This is a genomic window from Chitinophaga sp. (assembly GCF_039596135.1).
GTDB lineage: Bacteria > Bacteroidota > Bacteroidia > Chitinophagales > Chitinophagaceae > Chitinophaga.
Window position 1 is genome coordinate 39,132 of the sequence record NZ_JBCNKH010000032.1, and the last position, 15,864, is coordinate 54,995.

At 46.7% G+C, this 15,864-nt stretch carries 14 protein-coding genes; 8 read left to right on the plus strand and 6 right to left on the minus strand.

Going from position 1 to position 15,864, the window contains the following annotated elements; translation table 11 throughout:
• Window positions 1-13: 13 nt before the first annotated feature.
• Window positions 14-823, minus strand: a complete 810-nt coding sequence (locus ABDW16_RS18540) for a hypothetical protein (protein ID WP_343671789.1) — start codon at window positions 821-823, stop codon at window positions 14-16.
• Between the two features lie 194 nt (window positions 824-1,017).
• On the opposite strand from ABDW16_RS18540, the gene ABDW16_RS18545 reads away from it, so the two are divergent.
• The 7 genes from ABDW16_RS18545 (at window position 1,018) to ABDW16_RS18575 (ending at window position 6,522) form a co-directional block, all read left to right on the plus strand.
• Window positions 1,018-1,560 carry a sigma-70 family RNA polymerase sigma factor gene (locus ABDW16_RS18545; protein WP_343671791.1) on the plus strand — a complete coding sequence of 181 codons (543 nt, stop codon included), beginning with the start codon at window positions 1,018-1,020 and terminating at the stop codon, window positions 1,558-1,560.
• Window positions 1,548-2,786, plus strand: a complete 1,239-nt coding sequence (locus ABDW16_RS18550; RefSeq protein WP_343671792.1) for a hypothetical protein — start codon at window positions 1,548-1,550, stop codon at window positions 2,784-2,786. Before ABDW16_RS18545 ends, ABDW16_RS18550 begins: the two co-directional genes overlap by 13 nt.
• A gap of 34 nt (window positions 2,787-2,820) precedes the next feature.
• On the plus strand, window positions 2,821-3,240 hold the full coding sequence (locus ABDW16_RS18555) for a hypothetical protein (protein ID WP_343671793.1): 420 nt from the start codon (window positions 2,821-2,823) through the stop codon (window positions 3,238-3,240).
• An 11-nt stretch (window positions 3,241-3,251) separates the two neighbouring features.
• The gene (locus ABDW16_RS18560) at window positions 3,252-3,659 is read left to right on the plus strand and encodes a cytochrome c (protein WP_343671794.1); all 408 of its coding nucleotides are present in this window, start codon (window positions 3,252-3,254) and stop codon (window positions 3,657-3,659) included.
• An 11-nt stretch (window positions 3,660-3,670) separates the two neighbouring features.
• Window positions 3,671-4,213 carry a YceI family protein gene (locus ABDW16_RS18565; protein WP_343671795.1) on the plus strand — a complete coding sequence of 181 codons (543 nt, stop codon included), beginning with the start codon at window positions 3,671-3,673 and terminating at the stop codon, window positions 4,211-4,213.
• Window positions 4,214-4,218: 5 nt separating this feature from the next.
• Window positions 4,219-5,100 carry a DUF5777 family beta-barrel protein gene (locus ABDW16_RS18570; protein WP_343671796.1) on the plus strand — a complete coding sequence of 294 codons (882 nt, stop codon included), beginning with the start codon at window positions 4,219-4,221 and terminating at the stop codon, window positions 5,098-5,100.
• 126 nt (window positions 5,101-5,226) lie between these two features.
• Window positions 5,227-6,522, plus strand: coding sequence for an HTTM domain-containing protein (locus ABDW16_RS18575; protein WP_343671797.1), 1,296 nt, complete (start codon window positions 5,227-5,229; stop codon window positions 6,520-6,522).
• 1 nt (window position 6,523) lies between these two features.
• On the opposite strand, the gene ABDW16_RS18580 is transcribed toward ABDW16_RS18575, so the two are convergent.
• The 5 genes from ABDW16_RS18580 to ABDW16_RS18600 form a co-directional block, all read right to left on the minus strand.
• Window positions 6,524-6,958, minus strand: a complete 435-nt coding sequence (locus ABDW16_RS18580; RefSeq protein ID WP_343671798.1) for a DUF2147 domain-containing protein — start codon at window positions 6,956-6,958, stop codon at window positions 6,524-6,526.
• A gap of 12 nt (window positions 6,959-6,970) precedes the next feature.
• Window positions 6,971-8,293, minus strand: coding sequence for a TolC family protein (locus ABDW16_RS18585; protein ID WP_343671800.1), 1,323 nt, complete (start codon window positions 8,291-8,293; stop codon window positions 6,971-6,973).
• Complete coding sequence (locus ABDW16_RS18590; RefSeq protein ID WP_343671801.1) at window positions 8,283-11,342, minus strand: efflux RND transporter permease subunit; 3,060 nt, start codon at window positions 11,340-11,342, stop codon at window positions 8,283-8,285. The genes ABDW16_RS18585 and ABDW16_RS18590 overlap by 11 nt, the downstream gene beginning before the upstream one ends.
• An 8-nt stretch (window positions 11,343-11,350) precedes the next feature.
• Window positions 11,351-12,385 (minus strand): efflux RND transporter periplasmic adaptor subunit, encoded by a 1,035-nt coding sequence (locus tag ABDW16_RS18595; protein ID WP_343671802.1) that lies wholly within the window; start codon window positions 12,383-12,385, stop codon window positions 11,351-11,353.
• A 95-nt stretch (window positions 12,386-12,480) separates the two neighbouring features.
• Window positions 12,481-13,041, minus strand: coding sequence for a Crp/Fnr family transcriptional regulator (locus ABDW16_RS18600; RefSeq protein WP_343671803.1), 561 nt, complete (start codon window positions 13,039-13,041; stop codon window positions 12,481-12,483).
• Between the two features lie 228 nt (window positions 13,042-13,269).
• Here ABDW16_RS18600 and ABDW16_RS18605 point away from each other — a divergent pair, with 228 nt between their 5' ends.
• On the plus strand, window positions 13,270-15,861 hold the full coding sequence (locus tag ABDW16_RS18605; protein ID WP_343671805.1) for a gliding motility-associated C-terminal domain-containing protein: 2,592 nt from the start codon (window positions 13,270-13,272) through the stop codon (window positions 15,859-15,861).
• Window positions 15,862-15,864 lie beyond the last annotated feature (3 nt).

The window sequence follows — 15,864 nt, forward strand, 5'->3', positions numbered from 1 at the left end:
AAAGATGGGAATTTTATTTTTTTTCTTCAGCCGAAAACCGGAAAGTGTTCCAGGTCACATCTTCCTGTACCTGCTGTGCACCTCCACGGCCACCACCCATTCCGCCACGCATGCCTCCCATGCCCATTCCTACACCCATACCAATGCCACTACCCATGCCGCCCATACCCATACCTCCGCCAAATGACACTCTTGGGGAACCCCCACCACCGCCACGGCGCTGACCCTGTCCTTCTCCGGGACCACCCCGTTTACCTGGCAGCTGGTTCACCATAATCCCCACACTAAAGTTCTTTCTAAGGGCTTTTTCCGTCAATCCATTTACGAGCACCCTGTTTAAAGGGATAGCCGCCTCGTATACCAGGGCGCTATCTGCCATTGGATTTAACCCTATTTTAATCCCGGTCATCTTGTCAGACAGGTTATGCTGGCCGTTTTCCATGTTCAGGAAGCCATCCGTATTGTAAACAGTGGGGACTTTAATGCCGTCCATATTCCTTTCGGGGTATACCAGCGCCATCTTTTTCCTCTCTTTACCCCTTGGATCAAAGTAAACACTCATGCCAGCCTTCATAATCCGGTGCTTCATCTCCGCATCTGTGGTCATGACACATATATAAATATTCCGGGAGTCATTGGTAATACTATAAGACAGCGTATATTGGCTGTTGGCATAGCGCAAGGGCATCGCCCACTCGGAGGCATTGCCGTCTGGCTCAACGGGGCTGGATTGGAAACGCTCCTGCGGAGCTATATTTCTGTTACAACTAGTGCCCAGTGCCAGCAACAGGGAGCAGTAGCCGATAGCATGTGATAATTTCATATTAGCTTAGATCAGTATTTCATCTCTTAGGTTTAATAGCCCTTTATATTACATAAGTACTTGATAATTAAATGTTAAAAAAATATTTCTATTTACAGGCAACCTTTAGATCACAGGTTCCGTATTATAAGGGTATAGATTAAATACAGACGGCTACTCATTTGGAACAAATTAAGACCATAATAGAAGGGTGTATGCATGCACAGCCCAGGTGCCAGCGGCTTCTGTACGAACGGTATTATGCATATGCCCTGAAAATTGTGTTCAGGTATATATATAGGTATGAGAAAGCGACTGAGGTGGTGAACGACGGATTTGTTAAATTATTCAACCGGTTTGACAGATTTACCTATGAAGAAGGAGACGACCTGGAAAGAATGCTCCTGGGGTGGATGCGCAAGATCATGGTAAACACCGCCATCGATGAACTGCGCCGGAAAAATATGATCCCGGAAATAGGGGGAATCCCGGAATACGTATGGGAACAGCCCGATATGGGGCAATCCGCAGAACAAAAGTTATATTACAAAGAACTGATCATCCTGATCAAAGAATTGCCGCCTTCCTATCAGGTTGTGTTCAACATGTATGTAATAGATGGGTTTTCCCATCAGGAAATTGCAGACAAGCTGAATATTAGTTTAGGTACATCAAAATCAAATCTGTCAAAAGCAAGGGAACATTTAAGAAAAAAATTAAATAACGGCATACGGGAATTTGATATATGCAGCTTTTAGATGACGATATGGACGAATTATTCCGCAATGCGGCGTCGCAGTATCCCTTAAAAACGGATGGTGCGGACTGGGATGCACTCAGTAGCCGGTTGCAGTCTGCTCAGCCGCAGGGTACTGCGGTGGAAGGCGTGCGGAGTAATAAGTGGGTATGGCTGGGTATAAGCATCCTGCTGACAGTACTTTTTTTTATATCCTACGCGCCGCCGCTAAAAAATGGTAAGCTGCCGCGTACAGGAACAGGAATAGCAACAACGAAAACAGGAATAGCAACAGGAATAGCAACAACAAAGACAAATGCAAATACAGGCACAGGCACTATCACAAGTTCAGGCCCGGACACACTGACGAATAAACAGACTACCACTATTTCTGTTGCTACTTTTGCTTCGCCTGTTCCCGGGTTAACCATTAACAGATTCAATGTTGATAAAACAACAATTACAGACAATAAACATATATCCGATTCCGTTATTGGCGATGTAACAACTCATTCAGATAATACTTTTGCAGCAGTGCCAACAACACTTCCTGCAGACAGCACTACAGCGCCAGCTATTGCCACACCAGTACAGGGTATTCCTTTACAAAAGGAAAAAGAACCGGTAGTGAAAAAACAGGAACCTGCCAAAGTTCAAAAAGGCCTCTACTTTGGCGTCATCGCCAGTCCTGACATCAGCACTGTGAAAATGCAACGTGTGAACAAAGTAGGCTACGGCGCCGGTATCATAGTCGGCTACCGCATCTCCCGCAGCTTCGCTGTGGAAACCGGTCTCCTCTATGATCGCAAAAACTATTATTCAGAAGGAAGCAGCTTCAGCACAAAAAAGATTCCTTATATACAAAACTGGAAAATTATTAACGTAGACGGGTATTGTAATATGTATGAGATACCAGTGAATGTCCGCTACTTTATTAAAAATGGTCAGCACACAAGCTGGTACGCCAATGCCGGTGTATCATCTTACCTGATGAAGAAGGAAGATTATAATTATAATTATTACAACGACTACGGAGATCTGAAAAACAGCTCCTGGGCTTATAAGAATGCAACTCAAAACTGGTTTTCTATTATACACGTGGGAGTAGGATTGGAGCATAACCTGGGCGCAATAGGTAAGCTCCGTGTAGAACCATATTTGAAAATACCCGCCAAAGGACTCGGTATCGGAGACCTGCCCATTACCAGTATGGGTATCAATATTGGCATTACGAAATCTATCCGTTAATCGTGTAGGCTTCCAACTTTAAAATTCAAATTGTATGACGCGAAAAAAGACAATCCTTTTCGCAGCGGTACTCCTATGCCTTGTGGCAGGGGGAACAGGCTATTACCTGTACAACAAACCAAGAACTACCGCTGCCGAAGCACACACAGACGATAGTGTGACTGCCCAGGAACTGTACAGCATTTATGCGAAAGATGAAAAGACTGCCGGTAAACTGTATGAAAACAAAGTACTGGAAGTAACAGGCACCGTCATGCAGGTAGAACAAAGCGGGAATGAAGTTTCCGTACTACTCTCCGCAGGTGATGCAAACCCCGGTGGGGTAAACTGTAGCCTGGCTGAAAATACAAACCCACTGCCTAAAAGCGGTGAAACCGTTCGGGTAAAAGGCAAGTGCACCGGCTTTCTTATGGACGTAAGCCTTGTAGATGCAACCATTCTCCCATCTAAATAAAATTACAAATTATGAAACGTGTATTCTTCTTTCTGTCAGCAATCGCAATCGTATACTGCCTGACCATGGTAACATCCTGCTCCAAAGACAATGAAAAGGACCTGAACACAGGCACAGATACAACCGGAACCGGTGGTGGTGGCTCCACCTGCGACACTGTAAACATGAAATATGCTGCCAATGTACAACCTATTATTTCAGCTAATTGCTATAGCTGTCATGGTAACGGTAGCGCCAGCGGTGGTATCTCCCTGGATTCATACGCCAAATTAGTAGTACAGGTAAACAACGGTAACCTGATTGGTGTCATCACCCATGCCACCGGTTATCCTGCTATGCCACAGGGTGGAGCTAAACTCTCTGATTGTAATATCAATATCATCAAAGACTGGATCGCCCGCGGAGCTCAAAATAATTAAAACAGGAACATATGAAACCAATGTATGTAATGGCGCTGGCCAGTTTGTTATACCTGCCAGCCAAAGCGCAGACATTCATGACGCGTAATGGGAAGGTGAACTTCTATTCAAAAACACCGCTGGAAGATATCAAAGCGGAAAACAGACAGGTAGTGGCTGCCATCGATCTGGGCAAAAAGACCGTGGCCCTGACCCTGTTGCAAAAAAACTTCCTGTTTGAAAAGCAACTGATGCAGGACCATTACAACGAAAACTATGCAGAAAGCGATAAGTTTCCAAAAGCGCAGTTCACAGGTACCATCACCGGCAATGTAGGCACCACTCCCGGTACTTACAAAGTACAGATCAATGGTAACCTCACCCTGCACGGTGTAACCAAACCTATCAGCACACCTGCCGAACTGGAAGTGGCCGATGGCAAAGTGACCGGCAAAACTGAGTTCAAGGTAAAGCCTTCCGATTTCGATATTAAAATTCCTTCGCTGGTAAAAGACAAAATAGCTTCAGAAATAACAGTACAGGTACTCGCTGCCTGCACTGCGTTATCAAAATAATGGATATGCAAAGAAGAATCATTCAAATCATATTTTTATTGCTCGTATGCGGCCACATCATGGCGCAGGACAGCAGTCTGATGAAAATGATGGACGAGGCTGTAGCCGAATCAGGGAAAGGACAGGTTGTAACCGGCACCTTCAAGGCTACGCAGATTGTAAACCTGCCTACCGTAGAGTCGCCAGGAAAGAAAAACCTGCAATTCATGATCATGCACCGTTTCGGCAAACTGAACGGGGGGGCTTATGAATTCTTCGGACTGGATAACGCGTCTATTCGTTTTGCACTGGATTACGGTATCACTGACCGCTTTTCGGTAGGATTGGGCCGTAGCTCCGTAGACAAAACTTTCGATGGCTCCCTGAAATATAAACTGCTGCAACAGAAAGAAACAGGTATGCCCATCTCTGTAAGCCTGTATGGCCTGATTACCAACTACACACAGCGGTATACGGACAAGCCTTACCTGGATGCCCGTTATCGTACCGCTTATACAACACAGGTAATCATCGCCAAAAAGTTTACGTCTGCTTTTTCATTTGAAGTCGTGCCATCCTGGATTCATTATAACCTAACGCCAACGCCCGAAGATAAGAACGATCTCTTCGCGGTATCTGCAGGTGGCCGTCTGAAATTCACCAAAAGAATGAGCATCAATGCAGAGTACAATTACCTGCTGCGTAACCAGGTAGTAAGTACCAAAGTATATGATGCCATCTCCGGAGGTATTGATATTGAAACCGGAGGTCACGTATTCCAGCTGGTATTTACCAATGCCTCAGGCATGGTAGGACCTTACTACCTGGCAAAAACAGAAGGTAGCTGGGGGAAAGGTGATATCTACTTTGGGTTCAACATCACAAGGAATTTCAATTTTAAAAAGTAGGACCCCATTTTTATCGTCGCCTGCTTAGCAGGCGACGATAAAAATGTTAATATTCGCCTACAAAAATTCCACTTTGGTCGTTATTTTCCCCCGGGAATGTAAGATAGCTGTTATTTTTCCGGTCTTATGACCAATTCCAACAGTCTACCTTCCCGCCTTTGGAAGCCGGTGGATAACACCCCACTGGTCCTTTTTCGTATCCTGCTGGGATTTCTCCTGTTTTTTCAATCTATCAACGATATTTTCTCTGGCAGGGTCCGTACCCTGTTTATAGAACCCGCCTTTACCTTCCCATTTATTGGATTTGAATGGTTGCAGCCATTGCCCGGAAATGGCATGTATGTCTATTTCCTTGTGATGGGCCTTTTGGCTATCATGGTCATGCTCGGGGCATTTTACCGGGTGGCGATAGTAGGCTATACACTACTCTGGACCAGTACCTACCTCATGCAAAAATGTGGCTACAATAATCATTATTATCTCATCGTACTCATATGTGCATTCATGTGCATCATGCCTGCACACCGCCGTCTTTCTGTAGATGTCTGGTTGCGCCCCCGTATCCGGTCTAATTATTGCCCACAATGGTGCAGCTGGTTGTTCATCGCGCAGTTTGGGATCGTGTATACTTACGCTGCCATTGCAAAGCTATATCCTGACTGGCTCTCAGGCCGTTATTTGGAGAGTACGCTGACCAGCAACCGGATCAGGTATTTCCTTTGCTACATAGGTATAATCTTCGATTTCCTGGTTACACCACTTATGTTATTCCGCCATACCCGTACCTACGGAATGATAGCAGCAGGGATCTTCCATCTTACCAATGCAATTGTTTTTACAATTGGCATCTTCCCTTTCCTGGCCCTATCCGCCATGTTATTCTTTTATCCGCCAAATGTGATCCGGCAGTTGCTGCACTGGCCCTCACTGAGTTCTTCAATAACCACACCGCCTGTAAAAAAATGGAAAAAATTAGCCGTATATGCCATGGGCATCTACCTCCTCATACAGGTACTACTCCCCGTACGGTATCTCTTGTTTGGTACACAACCTTACTGGTCAGAAGAAGGATTTCGCATGAGCTGGCGAATGATGTCGCGCAATAAAAGCGGGTGGGTCTACTTCAGGGTAGTGAATAATGACACACGTGAATCATGGATAGACGAGCCGGAAGCAAGGCTCAATTATGCAAGTCTGAACAGCCTGGCGGGCTTCCCTGATATCATATGGCAGTACGCACAGCATATCAAAGAAATATGTGCAAAAGAGGGCATGCATCATATTTCTGTTTACGCAGTCAGTTCAGTCAGTTTGAATGGGCGGCACCCACAACCACTGGTAGATCCGAAAACAGACCTGGCCAATACGCCATGGGAACCGTACCGCCATGCAAACTGGATAGTACCGCTGGAACACGAGTAATTTATCCCCTGGTCCAGACAGTCGTTCTGCCAAACATGGAAAGGCCAACATAACCTCTTATGTCCAGTTTGTCTCCTTTAAGTTTCATTGTACAACTATATGTTTTCCCACTCTTGGGATCATAAATTTTCCCGCCGCTCCATTCACCATCGTCATAAGTAAAGTTGGTCAGAATAACCAGGCCAAGCAGTGGACGACTCTTTAATTTAGGATCACTGTTCTTTATATCCGTCCTGTCTTTACGGGGAGTCTTCCCGTCTGCTTCCATAAGGTCACGACCCCATACGATCTTGCCGAAATATTTGTTTCCGGTTTTATAAATTTCAATACGGCCGTCTTTTTCTTCATTCAGCCAGTTACCAAGTATTTTGTCCTGCGCCAGCAATGCATGCGTGGAAAGCAATAAAGTGATTAATAAAAATGCGATACTTTTCATGTGAATACTTTTTTAATAAGCGCCTGTCAAAATGCGCAGATCAGATAGGGCGATCCTGTAATTGAGCCGGGCACTCAGCAGGTCTGCCTGCGCTTTGGCCAGCATCGATTTTGTGTTCAGCAGATCAGCTTCAATATTCAGGCCAGCATCCTGTTTATCCTGCTGTATTTTTAGCTCATCCTGCCGGAAATTTACTGCTTTTTGTGCTACGGCGATCAGGGCAATAGCCTGGTTAATACGCCTTTTAGCTTTTGCAATATCATGGGTCACTGTTTCCTGTGTATTTGCTACATTTTCGGCAGACTGTTGCAATTGGAAATTGCGCTGATGCAGTACCTGCTTATTGGAAAAGATATCCTGGATATTCCACTTAAAAGCAGCGCCTATATAAGGATTGCTGTTGGGATAAAGTACGTTCCCGGTCTGGTAAGTATAGCCCGCCATTACCCCAAAGTCAGGCAGGTAACTGCGTTGCGCCGCTTTAATGGCCTGTTCGGTCTTTATTTTTGTGAGATAAGCCAGCCGGATATCTACATTGTTATCACCCGAAATGCTATCACTGAGGGGTTGAGGATTGTAATCCACTTCTGCCAGTACCACACTATCCGCAGTGATGCCGGTAAGCTGTTGCAGGTCGGCCATGTAATCATCTGCCTGTATCTGTAGCTTTAGCAGGTTTTGTTCTTCATCGGCTACATTGGCCTGTAGACCCGCTTTGCTGGCGTCCACAGTTTTGCCTGCCATTAGGGCGCTTTCCACATCGAACTGTTTCATTTGTGCGAGCTTCAAATTAGCATTGGCCGTAATCTGTTGCTGCTGGTTGATCAGTAAACCATAGTAGAGTTTTTCTACCGCCTGCCTTATTTGCAGCGCGGCTTTCCTGCTTTCCTGTTCAGCAATCAATACATCTGTCTTACTCACTTCCATCCCCGCTTTTATTTTACCCAGCTGGGTAATGGGCTGGTATACAGTCACCCCTGCATTGAAGTTGTTGTGTTTGCCCAGGTCAAAGGAGGCATCTTTATTTGGCAGATCGATAGTGGTTCCGCCAAGTGGGAGGGAGCCAAAATAACCGGCAGGAATATTCAATGCACCCAGGTTCTGGTTATATTGATAGGCAGAGCTGACGGTAACTACAGGATATTGCCTGATAGCGTCTTCGTGCAGCTTAGCTGTTTTTTCTGACTGTTGTAATTGCCTGATGTGCAGTGCCCTGTTATGTTGCAGAGCGAGATCAATGGCCTGATCCAGGCCCAGCGGCATCGGTTGTTGCGCATGCAGCAACGGTGCCGTGAGCAGGAATATAATGAGTGTGATGAGGCATCTACTTTTCATCGGAAGTCTGTTTGGTCCATACGATAAATAAAACGGGTACAGTGAGCAGGGCTACGATCATGGACCATACTACCCCTACAGCAATCACACTGGCCAGCGGACTCCACATCGGGGAGCCGGAGATGATCATGGGCAATACCCCGATCGCTGCCGCCATGGCCGTGAGGAAAATAGGTCTTAACCTGCGCTTGCCTGATTCAATGGCTGCCGTACGTATGTCCATACCATGCTTCATTAGTTCATTGGTATGATCTACCAGGATGATGGCATTTCGCACTACGATACCAGACAAACTGATTAAGCCTACAAAAGCCGTAAACCCGAAATTGTTATGCGTCATGTACAAGCCAGCCATGGCGCCGAATAAACTGAGCGGAATGGTAAGCATGATAATGGCGGCTTCCTTCAGGTTACGGAACTGGAAGAGCAGTATGAAGAAGATGAGCACAAGACTGATTACCAGTACGACCATCATCTGGCTGAAGGTCTCCTTCTTATTCGCATCTTCACCACCATACACGATCTGGTAACCCGGTGGCAGCGCGAGTTTGCTGATAGCAGGTTGAATCGCTTTCAGCAGGTCAGCAGGCAATACATTGTCTGCAGTTTCGCTCAGCACAGTCAAAGTTCTTACACCATTTCGGTGCATAATCTTGCCTGTCTGCCATTCAGGAATAAGGGAAGCTATCTGGCGCAGGGGGACGCTGGCACCTGTAACCGGAGACTCCAGGTACATGTTTTCCAGGTCACTAAAGCTGCGACGGCTTTTTTCATCCAGCCTCAATACAATGTCAATCGGGTTGTTGCCCTCATACATTGTAGATACAGGGTAACCACTAAAACCTGTATAAACCGATTGCGCTATGCTGGCTGTCGCAAAACCCAGCCTGTTGGCTTCATCTTTCAGCTGAATGCCCACGCCATAATAGTCTTCCCTAAAATCACTTCTTACGAGATAACTGCCTTTGGTTTGTTGAACGATTTTCTGCACCTCTGCGCCAATCTGTTTCAACCTGTTGATGTCATCTCCTATAATGCGCACTTCAACCGGAGATTTGAGTACAGAGCCCTGTTGCATCAGTTTTACCTGTGGCAAACCTTCCGGTACAGCAGCAGCTACCTTTTGCTCCAGCTCCATAGAGAGTGCATTGGTAGTTGCTTCTGTAGTTGTGTTAATTAAAATCTGTCCGTAGTTACTCACCGGTACTTCCGGTGAATAGTTGTAGTAGAAACGCGGTGCGCTCGTACCTGAGAACGTAGCATATGATGTAACGCGGGGATCGTTTTTGATCAGGGCAGTGAGCCTGTGCACAGCATCATCCGTTTTCTCCAGCCGGGTACCGGTAGGCATCCACAGCTCTATTACAAACTGGTTCCTTTCCGCAGCAGGGAAGAACTTCTGCCGGATGCCTTTTGTATACAGCAACCCCGCAAGAGGGATCGTAAGCAGACTACCAATAATCGTTGTTTTCGGGTGCACCACACACCAGTCAAGCGCACTGTTGTAGGCATCCTGCATCCTGTCCAGCAGTGACTTTCTCTTCTTTGTCTTCTCCGGGTTGTGCAGCCCTTTTTTGATGAAGGTCAGGCACAACAACGGCGTCAATACCATTGCTACGATAAAGGAAGAAGCCAATGCCACAGCCACCGTAATCGGCAATGCTACGATGAATTCACCTACCGCGCCTGTGATTAAAACCATCGGCATAAAGGAGGCAATAATCGTTACAGTTGCTGCCAGCACTGGTACCACCAGGTCAGTTGCACTCTTCCAGGCCGCCGTCCATCTGTCTTTCCCCTCGTCCAGTAGTTCCACATAGTTATCTGCAATCACAATCGCATCGTCGACGACCATACCCAGTACCACTATGAGCGCTGCAAGAGATACCTGGTGCAGCTCTATGCCAAGGAGGTGCATGATGGCAAAAGTTACCGCAATGGTCATCGGAATGGCCATGGCAGCTACTGCCGCAATACGCAATGGCAGTAATAAGATCACGACGATCACCACTGATATAATCGCAAGGAAAAACTCCCTGATAAAATGAGAAACGTTTTCATCCACCAGCGCAGGCTGATTTACAATCGTCGTAATATGTACATTGGAGGGTAAAAGCTTTGATACCTCATCCAGCTTCTGCTGCACAGCCTCACCAAACTTTACAATGTTGTTACCTTCCAGCATCTGCACGGTCAGCATCATTGCTTTATGCCCATTCACAGTAATCAGGGAAGAAGGATCCGCATATGTACGGTTAATGGAAGCCACATCGCCTAAGCGCACAGTCGCACCTGTTCTGGTCGTACCTACAATCTGGTTGGCAATCTGGTTCTCAGTATTATAATAACCAGTGGTATACAGCGGTGCTTTGGTCACATCAGTCTTTACATCACCAGTGGCTGAGATGGTATTCTGTGATTGCAACACACGTGTCACCTGTGTTACATTGATACCATACTGTGCCAGCTTTTCGGAGTTGGAGGTAACAGTGATCTGTTCTTTCTGTTCACCAATACGTTTTATCTTGGAAGTTGCCTTGATAGTCCGGATAGCATCTTCCAGTTTCTGTGCATATTCTTTCAGCTGGGTATAAGTAGCAGCATCACTTTCAATCCCAATCACCAGTGCTTCCGTATCGCCAAAGTCAGAGTTCACAATTGGTCCCCGTACACCTTGCGGAAAGTCGATAGACTTACCTACCAATAGCTGGTGCCGCAGTTTACTCCAGAACACGTCCGGGTTCTTTACTTTTTCTCCCAGCTCCACATTCACGATGACCATGCCATCCTGTGAGGTGGAGTAGGTTTTATCTTTTCTTACTTCTTCAAATTGAAAAAGGTATTGTTCCAGTTTTTTAGTCACCTGGTCTTCTACCTGTGCAGCGTTGGCACCGGGGAAGTAAGCAATCACCAGCCCCTGCCTGATCGTAATTTTCGGATCTTCCCTTCTGGGCATGGTGAGCAGGGAGTTCACGCCTACTGCAAATACGAGCAGTAGTACGGACAATGTCACCTGTTTATATTTTAAAGCAGATTGTACAAGATTCATGATGAAGATCATTTAGAGAGAGAAACAACAGCACCGTCATTGAGTTTTTGCTGACCGCCGGTCACAATCTGTTCGCCGGCATTGAGGCCAGAGGTGATCTCCATCAGGTTGCCACTGAGCTGGCCGATGCTTACTTTTCTTTTGAAAGCCTGGTGACGTTGAGTATCCACTACATAAACGTAGGTTTGTCCGTCAATGTCGTGCATCACTGCTTCCACAGGAATAGCGAGTATGTTGCTCACAGTGCCGGCCGCCAGCTTGATTTCAGCAATCATACCCGGTCTGATCAGGAGGTGTGGATTATCCAGGGTGATCTTTACCGTAAAGGCCCTGGCAGCAGCATCGGCGGCGGCACCTACTTCGGTTACCTTGCCCTGGAAGGTTTCGTTTACAGCGCCTATCAGTACGGCGGCTTCCTGGCCCAGTTTCACGTTATTCAGTTCACTCTCCGGTATATAGGCATTCACCTTTACGGTACGGATATCTGATACGGTGAAGAGTGGCATCCCTGCGCTGGTGATTTCACCGGTTTCGGCGCTCTTTTTTAGTAATACCCCACTGATAGGGCTAAAGAGTTTTGTATCGGAAAGGTTCTTGGCTTGTAGTTTTTGCTGTGCACGTGCCTGTGCAAGGGTGTTGGTGATCTTGCTAAAGTCGCTCTCACTGATACTCTTGCGATCAAACATGATCTTCAGGCGGTTGTATTCGTCCTGGGCCTGGTTGGTACTGGCATCTGCCATTTCTTTGGCAATGGCATAGTTCTGCGGATCCAGGCTGGCAAGCAGTTGGCCATTGTTGATGGTTTGCCCTTCATCGGCAGCGATATAATTGATTTTCCCGGCCACCATAAAACCGAGATGTACGGTCTTACTACCTTCTATATTCCCGCTGATGTTGATAGCATGACTGGCGGTGGTGGTCTGAACGGTATGGGTGATCACGGGGATGGCAGTATCCTGGGTGGAGGATGGTTTACCTCCTGTATGACAACTGCTGGCAAAGATGGCGATGGCAGCGAGCCAGCAGGTACATTTCTGGAACATAAGCACTACATTAATTATATTGCAATATTTCAATAAGATTCCGGGGTAATTTTTAATCTATATTAAAAAACATTCCAATAAAGGAATTGTTGTGCTTATTTCTGACTCCTGATCACACTCAGTCTTTGCTGTGTAATGCCGATGTAAGATGCGATATGGCCCAATGGTGCTCTCAGTAATATATCCGGGTGTTTTTCCAGCATGGTCTTATACCTTTCCTGGGCCGACTGAAACTGGAACATATACATCCTTTCCGACAATTTTTTCATGACGTCAATCAGGAGTACCCGCATCAGTTTTTCCAGTTGATTGTACCTGTTGATGTATATTTCCAGGTCATTGAAGTAAATCCAGCGGAGGGTACAGGGTTCTAACAGTTCAAAACCATGGGGCGAGGGGGTGTTGTAAAAAACGCTCTCAATCGAAAGGCTAAACGAATTCTCAGCGAAGAAGGAATGAGTGATGTCTTTATCGTCTTTGATATAGTAAGCCCGCACCAGGCCCGATTCAATGAAGTATACCTTTTTCGACATCGCATCCGGCAGCAGGAGCTTATGGTGTTTAGGCAGGGTCTCACAGGTGAATGCCAGTTCAAGTTCTGAGCAGATGTTGGCAGGCAGATCAAATTCCTGACGCAGAAAACCTATTAAATCCATGGTGCAATTTACCAAAAAATCTGCAGGTAAAATTCCCCTTTATAACTATGTGTCAATAATTTAATATTATTATTTAGTCATATTGTATAATTGTTTCAAATAATATATCTTTGTTCAGAGAACTGTGTATTTGAAAGGGGGTGCTGTCCCATCATCCCGCTTATTTCCCGTATAGTTATGCCTCGACCTGCCTGGAGTACATTATGGTCACTTATATTCTTACTTTTCGTGCAAGCAGCATACCCACAACAAGGTTACATCTACTTACACGTTAACAGCCAGGATGATACCATATCGCCCGATTTCCATTTCTCAATAGATGGAAGCACGGACTTCATTCTCAATGACATGCCTTCTGTTTCAAATCCCATCGGCGACATTGGTGCCGGTGAGAAAGGGGAATTATGGGCCACTCTTCAATCCACTAATACCATTTATCGTCGGCCTTCGGGGAGTAGTCTGTGGATCAGCACCGCCTGGCAGGCAGTGGCTATCGATGGCGCCGGCCCCGGGCAATTTGTAAGTGTAGATGCCACGGGTACCGCCTATTTCTTTGACGGCACTACGCTCAATACCATCTATCGTCCTTCTTTTCACGCAGGTACTGTAGCTGTAGATATCGCCTACGGTGGTGGGCGCATTGCTATCACCCGCGGCGATGGCAGTATCCTGACCAATATCAGTACTTCCGCACCTTACGGCGATAGCTGGGCGCAACTATTAGGGATCAGCGCCGGCGCCACCCGCTTGGACCTGCAACCCTATACCGGTACAGTCGTTTACGTGGCAAACGGTGTTTATACCATTCCTTTTACCGGTGGCACCCCTGCCAATATAGGTACCACTGCATATACCGATATTGCCATTGATGGCCAAAGCTTCATCTATGCAAATGGGGCTTTTTACAACGGCACTACCTGGACCACAGATGCCACCGCCCAAACAGACCTGAACCGTACTACCGCCTATGATGGTGCTGTATGGAGTAGTAACAATACCGCCATCTATAGTCGTACCTCCACCAGCTGGCTGGATGGCGAGAGAATCCGTACTGCGCAGAAAGATAATAGTGTGATCGTTCCTGTTACTGCAGGTACTTACAACCTCACCGCTACAGCCGTTTGTGGCTGGAAGTTAAGTAGTTACTCCATTTACGACCCGGATGGTGCTACTGTCACCGCAGATGCCATTTCTGTGGCTGCCGGCGAAATCGTTCACATCGTTGCTAACGAAGATAAGGAGGTGGTGACCGCCATCACCATCACCGGAGACAGCACGCTGTGTGCAAATAACAGGATCTCACTAAATGTATCAGTAGCCGGTGGAACCTGGAGCAGTAATAATACACCCGTTGCCGTTGTAGATGGCAGCGGCACCGTCAATGGTATCTCCGGGGGCACCGCCACTATCAAATACCGGGTGGTGACAGGTAGCTGCACAGACTCTGCAATGAAGAAAATCTATGTCACCGCCGGTCCTGCCTTCACCCTTACGCCTGTGAACGTTACATGCAACGGACTGAATGATGGCATCATCAAAATATCTACTACCAGTACCGGCAACCAATATGCGATGAATGGCGGTGCGTGGCAGACAGACTCCGTATTCAAAGGACTGGCCCCCGGTACTTACAGCATAGCAGTAACAGGTGCCAATGGTTGTGTATCCAATGCACAACCGGCAGTCATCACAGAACCGGATGTGATCGGCATTACCGTATCTCAGATATCAGTTGGTTGCCCCGGCGATGCGACGGGGAGTCTGACCGCTGTAGCCACAGGTGGTGTTGCTCCCTATACACTGACATGGAGCACCGGTTCCACTGCCAGTACTATTGGAAGATTGCCCGAAGGAACCTATAGCATCACTGTAAAAGATGCAAATACCTGCTCTGCGGCTATCAGGGTAAAACTGGTATCCGTCATCTCTTTATTCGTGATCAATGCCCCTGTGAAACAGGTAGGCGGGCAGATTGTAATCACAGGCAATACATTGCCCAATGCATCCATCGTTGTGAGCTTCCCCGATGGCAGTACTGCCAGCACACATGCAGATGCCTACGGTAAATACAGTACGATTTCTACAGGCCCGCAACCCAGCGGCAGTGTATATGTAACTGTCACCGACGCGAGCACGAAAGCCACCTGTACCCGCTACGTGAACTACAACAATGTGCCAACGGCCGATGTGAGCATCGTCAAAACATTGGAAACAACCGGTAATATTGGCATTGGAGACGAAATCTCTTTCCAGCTTACCGTATACAACAAAGGCCTGGACAATGCTACCTCCCTGATCATCACAGATGATTTTCCTTACAACCTTTCTTCCGCAACAGCGCTAACGCCTTCAACCGGCTACGCCACTTACAATGCAGCAGTGAACGAAGTAGTATGGAACATCGATACCCTGCGTGTACTAAACTCAGCTACCTTATCATTCAAAGCCCGTGTGTCAGCAGCTGGTGTGATTCAGAATACGGCCATCGTTTCTTCAAACGAAACAGATCCCGACAATTCAAATAATTCCAGTACAGTGGCTACACCTGCAATCAGTGCAACTTTCTTTATACCAAATGTAATTACCCCCAATGGCGACGGAAAGAATGACCAGTTTGTGATCAAAGGACTGGACCTCTATCCCGGATCGCGACTGGAAATATATAACCGTTGGGGAAACCAGGTATACCGTAGTGATAATTACAGTAACAACTGGAAAGGAGAGGGGCTGAGTGCCGGCATTTATTATTATGTGCTCAGGATCAACATGGCCGGAGGACCACAGTTGTACAAAGGTTATCTTGAACTGATTACCAGATAGGAG

Coding starts and splice junctions, on each gene's coding strand:
- ABDW16_RS18545 (WP_343671791.1), top strand. CDS start 1,018: ATGCATGCACAGCCCAGGTGCCAGCGGCTTCTGTACGAACGGTATTAT.
- ABDW16_RS18570 (WP_343671796.1), top strand. CDS start 4,219: ATGCAAAGAAGAATCATTCAAATCATATTTTTATTGCTCGTATGCGGC.
- ABDW16_RS18595 (WP_343671802.1), bottom strand. CDS start 12,385: ATGTTCCAGAAATGTACCTGCTGGCTCGCTGCCATCGCCATCTTTGCC.
- ABDW16_RS18580 (WP_343671798.1), bottom strand. CDS start 6,958: ATGAAAAGTATCGCATTTTTATTAATCACTTTATTGCTTTCCACGCAT.
- ABDW16_RS18565 (WP_343671795.1), top strand. CDS start 3,671: ATGAAACCAATGTATGTAATGGCGCTGGCCAGTTTGTTATACCTGCCA.
- ABDW16_RS18575 (WP_343671797.1), top strand. CDS start 5,227: ATGACCAATTCCAACAGTCTACCTTCCCGCCTTTGGAAGCCGGTGGAT.
- ABDW16_RS18585 (WP_343671800.1), bottom strand. CDS start 8,293: ATGAAAAGTAGATGCCTCATCACACTCATTATATTCCTGCTCACGGCA.
- ABDW16_RS18540 (WP_343671789.1), bottom strand. CDS start 823: ATGAAATTATCACATGCTATCGGCTACTGCTCCCTGTTGCTGGCACTG.
- ABDW16_RS18555 (WP_343671793.1), top strand. CDS start 2,821: ATGACGCGAAAAAAGACAATCCTTTTCGCAGCGGTACTCCTATGCCTT.
- ABDW16_RS18560 (WP_343671794.1), top strand. CDS start 3,252: ATGAAACGTGTATTCTTCTTTCTGTCAGCAATCGCAATCGTATACTGC.
- ABDW16_RS18590 (WP_343671801.1), bottom strand. CDS start 11,342: ATGAATCTTGTACAATCTGCTTTAAAATATAAACAGGTGACATTGTCC.
- ABDW16_RS18600 (WP_343671803.1), bottom strand. CDS start 13,041: ATGGATTTAATAGGTTTTCTGCGTCAGGAATTTGATCTGCCTGCCAAC.
- ABDW16_RS18550 (WP_343671792.1), top strand. CDS start 1,548: ATGCAGCTTTTAGATGACGATATGGACGAATTATTCCGCAATGCGGCG.